12 protein-coding genes are annotated in these 12735 nt (G+C 45.6%); 11 read left to right on the top strand and 1 reads right to left on the bottom strand.

Annotated elements, in window-relative coordinates; all coding sequences use genetic code 11:
- The 3 genes from ybeY (at position 1) to lnt (ending at position 2998) form a co-directional block, all read left to right on the top strand.
- Positions 1-465, top strand: a complete 465-nt coding sequence (gene ybeY / locus M9194_RS15455; protein ID WP_250613608.1) for an rRNA maturation RNase YbeY — start codon at positions 1-3, stop codon at positions 463-465.
- A gap of 76 nt (positions 466-541) precedes the next feature.
- Positions 542-1441, top strand: coding sequence for a CNNM family magnesium/cobalt transport protein CorC (corC, locus tag M9194_RS15450; protein ID WP_250613583.1), 900 nt, complete (start codon positions 542-544; stop codon positions 1439-1441).
- 33 nt (positions 1442-1474) lie between these two features.
- Positions 1475-2998 (top strand): apolipoprotein N-acyltransferase, encoded by a 1524-nt coding sequence (gene lnt, locus M9194_RS15445; protein ID WP_250613582.1) that lies wholly within the window; start codon positions 1475-1477, stop codon positions 2996-2998.
- 52 nt (positions 2999-3050) lie between these two features.
- On the opposite strand, the gene M9194_RS15440 is transcribed toward lnt, so the two are convergent.
- Positions 3051-3521 carry a zinc ribbon-containing protein gene (locus M9194_RS15440; RefSeq protein WP_250613581.1) on the bottom strand — a complete coding sequence of 157 codons (471 nt, stop codon included), beginning with the start codon at positions 3519-3521 and terminating at the stop codon, positions 3051-3053.
- A gap of 123 nt (positions 3522-3644) precedes the next feature.
- On the opposite strand from M9194_RS15440, the gene leuS reads away from it, so the two are divergent.
- The 8 genes from leuS (at position 3645) to M9194_RS15400 (ending at position 12684) form a co-directional block, all read left to right on the top strand.
- Positions 3645-6218: a leucine--tRNA ligase gene (gene leuS, locus M9194_RS15435; RefSeq protein WP_250613580.1), complete on the top strand. Its 2574-nt coding sequence runs from the start codon at positions 3645-3647 to the stop codon at positions 6216-6218.
- Positions 6219-6358: 140 nt separating this feature from the next.
- Positions 6359-6997, top strand: a complete 639-nt coding sequence (locus M9194_RS15430; protein ID WP_250613579.1) for an LPS-assembly lipoprotein LptE — start codon at positions 6359-6361, stop codon at positions 6995-6997.
- Between the two features lie 8 nt (positions 6998-7005).
- Complete coding sequence (holA, locus tag M9194_RS15425; RefSeq protein ID WP_250613578.1) at positions 7006-8040, top strand: DNA polymerase III subunit delta; 1035 nt, start codon at positions 7006-7008, stop codon at positions 8038-8040.
- Between the two features lie 48 nt (positions 8041-8088).
- A complete protein-coding gene (gene rsfS / locus M9194_RS15420) occupies positions 8089-8406 on the top strand; it encodes a ribosome silencing factor (RefSeq protein ID WP_250613577.1) in 318 nt (105 codons plus the stop codon).
- Position 8407: 1 nt separating this feature from the next.
- Positions 8408-8878 (top strand): 23S rRNA (pseudouridine(1915)-N(3))-methyltransferase RlmH, encoded by a 471-nt coding sequence (gene rlmH, locus M9194_RS15415; protein ID WP_250613576.1) that lies wholly within the window; start codon positions 8408-8410, stop codon positions 8876-8878.
- Between the two features lie 6 nt (positions 8879-8884).
- Positions 8885-10777, top strand: coding sequence for a penicillin-binding protein 2 (gene mrdA / locus M9194_RS15410; RefSeq protein ID WP_250613575.1), 1893 nt, complete (start codon positions 8885-8887; stop codon positions 10775-10777).
- Positions 10777-11898: a rod shape-determining protein RodA gene (rodA, locus tag M9194_RS15405; protein WP_250613574.1), complete on the top strand. Its 1122-nt coding sequence runs from the start codon at positions 10777-10779 to the stop codon at positions 11896-11898. The genes mrdA and rodA overlap by 1 nt, the downstream gene beginning before the upstream one ends.
- 3 nt (positions 11899-11901) lie before the next feature.
- Positions 11902-12684 (top strand): septal ring lytic transglycosylase RlpA family protein, encoded by a 783-nt coding sequence (locus tag M9194_RS15400; protein ID WP_284676609.1) that lies wholly within the window; start codon positions 11902-11904, stop codon positions 12682-12684.
- Positions 12685-12735 lie beyond the last annotated feature (51 nt).

Raw genomic sequence — 12735 nt, 5'->3', positions numbered from 1 at the left:
ATGACAGTTGTACTTGATCTACAAATTGCTGTTGAAGAAGAAACAAATCTGCCCAGCGAGTCTCAATTTCACCAATGGCTCACCAATAGTTTGCAACATGGTCAACCGAATGCAGAAGTGACCATTCGTGTTGTCGACTCGCAAGAAAGCCACCAACTAAACCTTGAATACCGCGGAAAGGACAAGCCTACCAATGTCTTGTCTTTTCCTTTTGAATCACCGCCAGGCATAGAACTGGATCTATTAGGTGACTTGGTTATTTGTAAACAAGTGGTTGAAAGCGAATCAAAACAACAAGATAAGCCTCTTATCTCTCATTGGGCACACATGGTTGTACATGGTAGCCTACATCTGCTAGGTTATGATCATATCGAGGACGATGAAGCGGAACACATGGAGTCCCTCGAGACAGAGATTATGCAGCAACTAGGATTCGATGACCCCTACGCGGCTGAAAAGAGGTAGTGATCGATGGTTGTTTATCGATACACCACCAATGTGTGCTATCACACGTCTGATAGCGTGACTTAATAGATAAGCAATGAACGAAGAACATGCTCCCCCGCCCGCCGAGGGGAAAAAGGAAAAATCGGAAGGTCCGAGTCGGAAGTCATTTTTTGAACGCCTCGGCCAGTTATTTCAAGTAGACCCAAAAGATCGGCAAGAGCTGGTCGATGTCATTAGAGACTCAGAAGTCAACGAACTGATCGATCATGACACGCGCGATATGCTAGAAGGCGTCATGGCGATTTCTGAGAAACGCGTACGCGATATTATGATTCCTCGCTCTCAAATGGTCACCATCGATAAGTCCGACGATCTCAACAGCATCATCAGCCTCATCACTGATGCCCAACACTCAAGATACCCAGTAATCAGTGAAGACAAAGACCATGTCGAAGGCATTCTGCTTGCCAAAGATCTGCTCAGGTATCTCGGCTCTGATTGTGCTGATTTTGATATCGGCCAAGTTATCCGCTCCGCTGATGTCGTACCAGAAAGCAAGCGAGTAGATCGACTATTAAAAGAGTTCCGTGAGGAACGATATCACATGTCGATTGTCGTAGATGAGTTCGGGGGGGTTTCTGGGCTTGTGACCATCGAGGATATTCTCGAAGAAATCGTGGGTGAAATTGAAGACGAGTTCGACGATGAGGAAGAAATCGAAATTCGTAAGTTAAGCAAGCATACTTTTGCAGTCAAAGCCTTAACAACGATTGAAGAGTTCAATGAAACCTTTAGTACCAACTTTAGCGATGACGAAGTGGATACGGTTGGCGGTTTAGTCATGACCGCATTTGGCCATCTTCCCACCCGCGGTGAAGTGGTAGAAATAGAAAATTACAACTTTAAGGTCACTGCTGCCGATAATCGACGGGTAGTACAGCTTCAAGTTACAGTCCCTGACGAAGTGTCTCTTCCTGCTGCCGCAGGAGAGTAGAAATAATTAACTGGGACCATAGATCCGTACACAATGAAAAAAATTGCTCTTCGCCTGATGCGGCCCCTAGCGGCCGCACTTATTGGCGCGTCTACAACACTTGCCTTCGCTCCTTTTGATCTTTGGCCAGTTGCTTTAATCAGCCCAATATTATTTATCCTGCTCCTGCATAAACAAACCTCCAAGCAAGCGCTCGCTATTGGCTACGCATGGGGATTAGGTCAATTTGCCACGGGCATTAGCTGGGTGTATGTCAGCATTGCGACCTTCGGCGGTATGCCTTTGGCGGCAAATCTATTTTTGATGGGGTTACTGATTGCCTACTTGGCCATCTATAATGGCCTTTTTGCATGGAGCTTAAATAAATTTTTCCCCGCCTTCACGCTGTCGCGCTTTTTACTCGCCGCCCCTGCGTTATGGTTAGTCACAGATTGGCTACGCGGCTGGGTGTTAACCGGTTTCCCTTGGCTTTGGTTAGGTTACAGCCAAATTAGCTCGCCACTTGCGTCATTTGCACCTATCGGCGGCGTTGAAATGATTACCCTCGCCATCCTAATTTGTGCAGGTGCAACCTCGTTGGCAATTTTAGCTAAACGCTGGAATTTATTGCTTATCCCATTCGTGATCTTTGGCTTGGGATATGGACTAAAAAGTGTCAACTGGGTCACTCCTGCCCCTTCAACTGCCACTCACTTTGCATTAATCCAAGGTGACATCGCTCAAGCAAGTAAGTGGCAGCCGCAGAATCGTTGGCCAATCATCGACAAGTACACCAATTTAACGGAAAAAAATTGGGGGTCAGACATCGTCATTTGGTCAGAAGCGGCCATTCCAGCCCTTGAGTATGAAGTCAGTCCATTTTTGAAAGGCCTAGATGAAGCGGTTCGAAAACACGACTCAGCGCTGATAACCGGGGTTATCAATCGAACTCAATCAGGTAAATTCTACAATAGTATTTTGACCATTGGCAAAACTCCGTATGGCCCATATCGCTACGACCCAGCCAAGCGCTATCACAAGCATCATCTATTACCTTTTGGTGAATATGTGCCGTTTGAGAGCCTTCTAAGGCCTCTTGCGCCGTTTTTTGATTTACCCATGTCTTCGTTTAGCCCTGGTCCTTATATCCAACCAAACATTGTTGCGAACGGACGCTATTTTGCGCCAGCGCTCTGTTATGAAATTTTATTTGGTAACCAAGTCAGACAAAATGTCACACGTAAGACCGACTTTATCTTAACCATGTCTAATGACGCTTGGTTTGGCCATTCAATTGGACCACTGCAACACATGCAAATCGCTCAAATGAGAGCGCTAGAACTGGGTAAACCATTAATTCGTTCGACCAATAATGGCGTAACCGCAGTGACTAACTATAAAGGGCAAATCATGGCTAAGTTACCAAGCTTTGAAGTTGGCGTGTTGAAAGCAACGGTGACCTCCACCAAAGGAGAAACCCCCTATTGGTATCTAGGCTCATACCCACTTTACGCATGGGCTGTACTGTGTTTGCTGCTATCAATCTGCTGGCAACGTAAACGTCGCAGTCAGAAATAGCCTTGAAAACGTATGAGAGAACTAGGGCCAAGAGGCCCTAGTTTATTTCGCTTTAGGGTTTGAGCAGTTGGCGACTAAACTCTTTCTTGCCGCACTTGATGCAAGGAATAATCTCCGTGGGATGAGTATATTCTGTTTTATGGCCGCAATTTTCACAAACTAGCACACCTAAACCAATAATTTCTCCAGCCTCATAAAGCCCCTGATGTTCCAAATCTGAAAACAATTCCACCCACTCGACTTTTGTTCTGTCCGTGATATCCAGTAAGCCTTGCCATATAGAGTCTCGAATCATGAGGTAAAATGGCCCGTTTTTGCCTTCTTCATAATTGTCGGAGAACTCTTTCAGGTCTGACTTAATGTAGGCTGAAATTAAGGCCAGCTCGTCTTTCGTCATGTCGTTGGCGGCATGCATTACCTTCCCTGAAGTTTCCAACACTCTTACCACCTCTTCAGGGCTATGTTTCAGTGTTTCCAGCACTTCTTTGAACATATGTTCATAACCAGCTTTGCGCTTTGGCATTCACTAACCTCCTTCAAGATAGATTGGCTATTGTTGTGCACCTCGGCTTTAGGTATTCTATGTCGATCAATGGATCTGTGACCATACAGATCTCACAAATTCCAAGATAACCGGATATCATCGATGCAAGACCAATATAACCCGCAAGACATTGAACAGAAAGTTCAGCAGCACTGGGACAACAACAATACCTTTGTTGTAAGTGAAGACCCAAATAAAGAAAAATTCTACTGTCTCTCTATGTTCCCTTACCCAAGTGGTCGACTCCACATGGGACATGTGCGTAATTACACTATCGGTGATGTCATTTCTCGTTTTCAGCGCCTACAAGGTAAAAATGTCATGCAGCCGATCGGCTGGGATGCGTTTGGTTTACCTGCAGAAAATGCCGCAGTCAAAAACAATACTGCGCCTGCGCCATGGACTTATGAAAACATTGAGTACATGAAAAACCAGCTGAAACTGCTTGGATTTGGCTATGACTGGAGCCGTGAGTTCGCCACTTGTACTCCTGAATACTATCGCTGGGAACAAGAATTTTTCACTAAGCTGTATGAAAAAGGTTTAGTGTACAAAAAAACCTCTTCGGTAAACTGGTGTCCGAACGATCAAACCGTATTGGCCAATGAGCAAGTTGAAGATGGCTGTTGCTGGCGTTGTGATACCCCAGTAGAGCAAAAAGAGATCCCACAATGGTTCATTAAAATCACCGCTTATGCGCAAGAGCTTTTAGATGATCTCGATAATCTTGAAGGCTGGCCTGAAATGGTGAAAACCATGCAGCGCAACTGGATTGGTCGCTCTGAAGGGGTTGAACTGAGCTTTGCCGTAGCGGGTCAAAAAGACCTCGAGGTATACACCACCCGCCCAGATACGCTAATGGGCGTGACTTATACCGGTATCGCTGCAGGCCACCCATTGGCAGAAATTGCTGCGCAAAACAACCCTGAGCTTGCCGCCTTTATTGAAGAGTGCAAGAACACCAAGGTAGCAGAGGCTGAGCTCGCTACAATGGAAAAGAAAGGCATGGATACTGGCCTCAAAGCCATTCACCCATTAACGGGCAAAGAAGTGCCTATCTATGTCGCGAACTTCGTATTGATGGACTACGGTACTGGCGCGGTGATGGCAGTCCCTGCGCACGACCAACGAGATTACGAGTTTGCCACTAAATACGGTTTGGATATCACACCCGTTATCAACCCAGCTGATGGAAGTGAATTAGATATCTCTGAGGCGGCCTACACAGAAAAAGGGACCTTGTTTAATTCTGGCGAGTTTGACGGATTAGAATTCAAAGCTGCATTTGATGCTATCGCAGCGAAACTGGAATCGCTCGGTAAAGGTAAGAAGACCGTTAACTTCCGTCTACGTGACTGGGGAGTATCTCGCCAGCGTTATTGGGGTGCGCCTATTCCAATGGTCACGACCGAAGATGGTGAAGTGCACCCAGTGCCAGCAGAGCAGTTGCCTGTTATTTTGCCTGAAGATGTCGTGATGGATGGCGTTACTAGCCCAATCAAAGCAGACAAAGAGTGGGCGAAAACCACATTCAACGGTGAGCCTGCCCTTCGCGAAACCGATACTTTTGATACCTTTATGGAGTCGTCTTGGTATTACGCTCGTTACTGCTCACCGCAAGCCGATGACACCCTAGATCCAGAAAAGGCGAACTACTGGCTACCTGTTGATCAATACATTGGTGGTATTGAGCATGCCTGTATGCACCTTTTGTATTCTCGATTCTTCCACAAGTTGCTACGTGATGCAGGCTACGTCACATCAGACGAACCATTCAAGAAGCTGCTTTGCCAAGGCATGGTACTAGCTGATGCTTTCTTCCACACCAATGAGAAAGGCACCAAAGAGTGGGTTGCACCAACAGACGTAAAAGTTGAGCGCGACGGCAAAGGCCGAATCAGTTCAGCAACAGATAACCAAGGTCGCAACGTTGAGCACTCAGGCATGATCAAAATGTCTAAGTCGAAAAACAATGGTATCGACCCACAAGAAATGGTCGACAAATACGGTGCCGATACGGTTCGTCTGTTTATGATGTTCGCCTCACCGGCAGACATGACACTTGAGTGGCAAGAATCAGGTGTTGAAGGCGCTAACCGATTCCTAAAACGTGTCTGGAAGCTAGTAAAAGAGCACACAGACAAAGGTGAAACAAATGCACTAGATGTGGCTAAACTTTCTACACAGCAAAAATCGCTGCGTCGCGATGTTCACAAGACCATTGCTAAGGTCACTGATGACGTTGCTCGTCGTCAAACCTTTAACACCGCTATTGCGGCTATCATGGAGCTAATGAACAAACTTGCCAAAGCACCACAAAGTGATGAGCAAGATCGTGCCATTCTCGATGAAGCCTTGAAAGCGATTGTTGCAATGCTTTATCCCATCACTCCTCATGTATGTTTTGAGATGTGGAATGCATTGGGTGAAGAAAACGTCGACAACGCAACCTGGCCACAACACGATGAGGCCGCTTTAGTTGAAGATGAAAAGCTCATCGTCGTGCAAGTAAACGGTAAACTGCGCGCCAAGCTCACCGTCGCAGCAGATGCCGCTAAAGAACAAGTGGAAGAACTTGGCCTTGGCGACGAAAACGTACGCAAATTCACTGATGGAAAAACTATCCGCAAGGTGATTTACGTCCCAGGTAAACTATTGAATATCGTTGCGAACTAATATAGAACGAATATAATTTTTTATAGTCCAACAGGGTGGTCAATTAGCCACCCTGTTTATTTGTCTTATCACTTTTGCCTAAAGCTTTACCAAAAGAGTGATAAGACAAATACGTTCAGCATAAAGAGAGTCTATTACTGATGCGCCTGAAGCCTTATTTTAAATTTGTAACCGTCTTATTTTCTGCGCTTTTACTGTCCGCTTGTGGTTTTCACCTGCGTGGTGATTACTCTGTTCCTGCTGAACTGAGCAAAATGTCCGTAACAAGTTATGACCAATACAGTGTGCTGACTCGCGATGTGAAAAACCAACTGCGTTTGAGCAAGGTTGACTTAGTAGCACCAGCAAAAGATATTCCGAACCTCTATATCATGAGTGAAAGCACCGGAACCACAACGCTATCGCTGTACCAAAATACTCAAACGGCTGAACAGCAATTGAAAATAACTGTCTCCTATCAGGTAACAATCCCTGACCTTGGCTCGAAAGTCTTTACCACGACCGTGACTCGCACTTACCTTGCTAACTCATTAGCCGCTTTAGCGAAATCGGTAGAAGTCGACATGTTAGAAAACGAGATGAGAAAGACCGCAGCGGAGCGCATCCTCACTCAAATGTCCCGACTCAAAGCCAATATTAGAGCGGGCTCAATGACGCTGACTGATGATGGTGAAGACGCAGCACAATCTGTGCCAGCTAGCGAGACCAATTCGGCAATTCAGGCTGAAGGCCAAACCACGACAACCAGTGAGACAAACTCTCAACCTTCGGCTCAGTAGGTCAGTCAATGAGAGTATTTGCCGACAGGCTCGTAGAACATGTAGCCAAACAGCTTGAGCCTGTCTTCTTAATCTTTGGTAATGAACCGCTTCTGATCACCGAATCGCAACAAGTGATTGCTCAGCAAGCAAAACAACAAGGTTATGATGAGCACTTCAAGTTTGCCATCAGTGACTCAACCCATTGGCCAGAGATACACGATTGCTTTATCTCGATGAGTCTATTTGGCGGCAAAAAAGTAGTCGAGTTATTGCTGCCAGAATCTGGCGTTAATGCATCAATCAGCAAAGAGTTGATAGCACTGCAAGAGATGCTCAACCCAGACGTACTCTTGGTGATCGTGGGTGGAAAACTGACTAAGGCTCAAGAAAACAGCAAGTGGTTTAAGAGTTTACATGCCATTGGTTGCTGGGTGACTTGCTTGTCACCAGATGTCAGTCGCCTGCCTCAATTTGTTCAGCTACGTTGCCGTAAGTTAGGCTTATCACCCGATGCAGAAGCCATACAAATGCTGTCTCAATGGCATGAAGGCAACCTGTCGGCCTTAGTTCAGAGTTTGGAAAAGCTTGCACTGAACTACCCTGATGGACAGCTTAATTTGGTGCGATTGGGAGCATCGCTAAGTCGCCACAACCATTTCAATGCCTTTCATTGGATAGATGCCATGCTGGCAGGAAAAGCCAATCGTTGCCAAAAAATCTTAAGTCAACTACAGGCTGAAGGCATTGAGCCAGTTATCCTTTTACGCACCATACAAAAAGAACTCGTTTTACTTGCAAAGATGCTAGAAGCGCTGCAAGTATCAAATCTTAACCAAGTATTTAGTCAGCATAAAATATGGCAGTCAAAGAAACCACTCTATAGCGCTGCCTTAGCTCGATTATCAAAACCAAAAGTAAACCAAGCTGTCAAAACACTTGCTTTCATTGAGCTGCAATCCAAGACTGATTTCAATTTTTCCGCATGGGCTTGGCTACAACAACTATCCATTCAGCTTTGTACCGACGCAGATAACCTCCCCTTCGTACCCGCAAAAGCATGATATACTGCTTGACGATATTATCCCTTTTTACCATTTAAGGATTTTCCATTGCAACAAAACGAACTTACCCTGTTTTTGGCCGATAAAGCCGATGACATGAAAGCACAAAACATCATCACCATTGACGTTCAAGGTAAATCCAGCGTCACCGACTATATGATCATATGCACTGGCACTTCTAAGCGTCACGTCAACTCCATTGCAGAGCACGTTGCATCAGAGATCAAAAAAGCAGGAATGGAGCCCATCGGTATTGACGGTGAAGCAGAAGGTGAATGGGTGGTGGTTGATATGGGAAGCAGCATGCTACATGTCATGCAAGATGAACAGCGAGCACTCTATCAGCTAGAAAAGCTTTGGGGCTGATATGAAAATTCAGCTCATCGCCGTTGGAACAAAAATGCCCAAGTGGGTAGAAGAAGGATTTCAAGAATACCGCCGACGCTTCCCTGCCGACATGCCTCTAGAGTTGGTGGAAATTCCCGCTGGAAAGCGAGGCAAAAACGCCGACATTGCAAGAATTTTGCAAAAAGAAGGCGAAGCCATGTTGGCAGCCGTGCCAAAGGGGAATCGAATTGTTACCCTCGACATCCCAGGCAAACGATGGAACACAGAACAATTAGCCGAGCAGCTAGAAGCATGGAAATTGGATGCTCGCAGCGTTTCAATTCTCATTGGTGGCCCCGAAGGACTTGCACCTGCTTGTAAAGCTGCGGCAGATCAAAGTTGGTCACTCTCACCTTTGACTCTTCCTCATCCTCTTGTAAGAGTGATAATGGCAGAGAGCCTTTATAGAGCTTGGAGTATCACCGCGAATCACCCGTATCATCGAGAATAAGTATTTATGTTACGCAAGCGCAGTCAAATAAGGGATTATAAAGCAGAAGCACGACTATTTAAGTTTCGCGCATTGGCTGCATTTTTGGGCATCGTGTTTCTACTAGGTTTACTCATCGTCAACCTCTATAGTTTGCAAGTCAAAGGCTTTCAAGACTATCAAACTCGCTCAAATGACAACCGAATTCAAATTGTACCTATCGCGCCAACTCGTGGGCTGATCTACGATAGAAACGGGGTCATTCTAGCCGAAAACCGGCCTGTGTTTGATCTCGAAATCACGCCTGAAGAAGTCAAAAACATGGATGACACCATTGCGCGCTTGCGTAAGATTTTGGTGATCACACCCGATCAGGTTGAAGACTTCAAAAAAGAGCTCAGACAAACTCGGCGATTTAAATCCATACCTATCCTCACTCACTTAACACCAGAACAAGTGGCAATATTTTCAGTCAAACAGCATGCTTTTCCTGGCGTAACAGTCAATGCAAGCCTGACTCGATTTTATCCATATAGTGACGTACTCACCCATACCATCGGCTATGTGTCCCGCATCAATGACAGAGATCTGCAACGCCTGGCCAACGAAGGTAAAGAGTCTAACTATCAAGCCTCTCGTTTCATTGGCAAAATCGGTATAGAACGCTACTACGAAGATTTGCTACATGGTACTGCTGGATATCAAGAAGTTGAGGTTAACAGCCGAGGGCGCATCATTCGTAGGCTCAAATATGTCCCTCCTATTCCGGGCAAAGACATCGTTTTAAACCTGGATATTAAGCTTCAAGAGTACGTCTATAAGCTCCTTAAAGGGCGACGTGGCAGTGCCGTTGTGCTCGATCCCAAAGACGATGGTATTTTGGCCATGGTATCAAGTCCAAGCTATGATCCAAACGCCTTTGTTCGAGGAATATCGAGCCGAGATTATCGCGATTTACTGCAAGATAAAAATCGCCCTCTTGTTAACAGAGCGACATTGGGGATATATCCGCCGGCTTCCACCATCAAACCTTTTATGGCCATTGCCGCTTTAAAAGAAGGAATCATCACACCCAATACCACGCGTAACGACCCAGGGTATTGGCGTATTCCGAATTCTAAGACAAAAAAAATCTACCGAGATTGGAAACGATGGGGCCATGGCGTTGTCAACGTATCTAAGGCCATTGAGGAATCCGTTGATACCTTCTTTTATCAAGTGGCCTACGATATGGGTATCGATGATATTTCGCGCTGGATGAAACTGTTTGGCTTTGGCGAATACACTGGAGTAGATATACACGAAGAAAGCAAGGCCAACATGCCAACGAGAGAGTGGAAGCGCTTACGCCATAAAACACCTTGGTATGAAGGTGATACGATTCCTGTTGGGATTGGCCAAGGCTACTGGACGGCAACGCCCATTCAAATCGCCAAGGCGACCTCTGTCCTCGTCAATCACGGTAAAGTCATTTCGCCACATTTGCTTCGTGCTACCATCAATAGTGGAGACAGTTTCGACAATCAGATCCTAAAAAATTACCCGAGTTCTCCGAACTCAATTAACAACGTACCTGAACGTTTCTGGAACCTAACTTTGGATGGCATGAGGTTGGTGAACAACGGTAAAACAGGTACTGCCCGGCACTATTTCAAAAATACCAAATACATTAGTGGAGGAAAGTCCGGCACGGCACAAGTCTTCGGTTTGAGCGAAGGCCAAGACTACAATGCGGAAGAAATTGCTGAGCACTTAAGAGATCACGCTTTATTTACCGCTTTTGCCCCTTATAACAACCCCCGCTTTATTGTCACCGTTGTGCTTGAAAACGCCGGGGGTGGCTCTAGCCAAGGGGGCTCCTTTGTTCGAAAAGTTCTTGATTACGCCCTAGTTGGCGAGAAAAACGAGGTAAAGAAGTAATGGATCTAGATCCTTCAACAGGTCAAAACCGAGCCTTTTTAGAGCGGTTTCATATTGATCTGCCATTGGTACTTGGCTTGCTCTTAATTATGGGGTTTGCACTCATCGTGATGTACAGTGCAAGTGGTCAAAGTATGCAAGTTACTGAAAGGCAAGCGGTTCGTATGCTGCTCTCTTTTGGTATTATGATCGCCGTTGCACAAATTCCTCCTAGAACCTATGAAATGTTAGCGCCGCTACTGTATGCCGTCGGCATCTTACTGTTATTCGGCGTTTTGTTCTTTGGTGAAACCTCTTTGGGTGCAAAACGCTGGCTTGATATCGGATTTATTCGCTTTCAGCCTTCGGAATTACTGAAGATTGCTGTGCCTCTTATGGTGGCTCGTTTCATCGGTAAACGTCAGTTACCCCCTAATTTTCTCACCATTATCATCTCTTTGGTCATGGTGTTCATTCCTACCGTCCTGATCGCTAAGCAACCAGATTTAGGTACGTCCATTCTCATTGCCGCATCTGGTATCTTTGTTATCTTCCTTGCTGGCATTAGTTGGAAATACATCGCTGCTGCCTGCGTTGCACTGGCCGGTTTTCTGCCTGTCCTTTGGTTTTTCTTAATGAAGCCTTATCAAAAGCTGAGGGTAATGACACTGTTTAATCCAGAGTCCGATCCCCTTGGAGCGGGCTATCACATCATTCAAAGTAAAATCGCAATCGGCTCTGGTGGCCTTCTGGGTAAAGGCTGGCTACATGGTACCCAGTCGCAACTAGAGTTTGTCCCAGAAAGGCACACTGACTTTATTTTTGCTGTGATTGCTGAAGAATGGGGGTTAATAGGAAGTCTTGCCCTGCTAGCGGCTTACCTCTTTGTCATCGGGCGCGGTTTGTATCTGGCGAGCAATTCGCAAACCGCATTTGGTCGTATGATGGCAGGAAGTCTGACATTGAGTTTCTTTATTTATGTGTTCGTTAATATGGGAATGGTAAGTGGAATTTTACCTGTTGTTGGCGTACCTCTTCCTTTAGTTAGCTATGGTGGTACTTCTATGCTCACCATTATGGCTGGATTTGGCATGATCATGTCCATTCATACCCACAGAAAAGCATTCTCGAAGGCGAACTAACGAATGAATAAAAATTGGATGGCTTTGCTCGCTGTTGGCACTATCTTGTCCGGATGTTCCTCATCCGGTCGCTACAGTATGTCAAATGATGTCGCACCTAAACAACCCATATCCACATCACATATTGAAAATGCGGTTCCGCAATATGAACCGTACAGCGTGTCTGGTAACAAGGACTATACCGTATTAGGTCACCGATACCACATCATCACAGATCCGCAAGGCTTTACCCAAAAAGGCCAAGCTTCTTGGTATGGGAAAAAGTTTCATGGGCATAAGACCTCCAATGGTGAGGTATATGATATGTATTCTATGACAGCAGCCCACAAAACCTTGCCGATTCCATGTTATGTTGAAGTCAGAAACCTAGACAATGGTAAAACAGCAATTGTTCGCGTCAATGACCGAGGGCCATTTCATCAAGGCCGTATCATCGACTTAAGCTATGCCGCCGCAAGCAAGCTGGGTGTGATAAAAACGGGCACGGCAAATGTAGAAATCAAGTTTATTAGTGTCGCTCGGCCAACAGAAAAGCATAAAACGGCGTCGCTGCCCACTTATGCAATCCAAGTTGCTTCTTCTAGTAACGAAGGGCGCTCAAAAAGTTTAGCGAAAAACCTGAGCGATAAACTGTCTGTTGGCAGCTACATCAATAGCAATAAAGGCGTTTATCGCATATATTTAGGTCCATTCAAGGATTACTCATCAACACAAAAGGCGTTAAGTAAAGTAAAAACACTGGGTTACTCAACCGCATTTATTAGAAAACAAACGATGACTCGTTAAGGCCAGTTCATCTTTCGAAGTTGTACAACTAGGACAACCGACTTTGTCGAT

It is taken from the genome of Vibrio sinus, assembly GCF_023634645.1.
GTDB lineage: Bacteria > Pseudomonadota > Gammaproteobacteria > Enterobacterales > Vibrionaceae > Vibrio > Vibrio sinus.
Note: the sequence above shows the minus strand (reverse complement) of the source record. Positions and strands in the feature narration are given on the sequence as shown.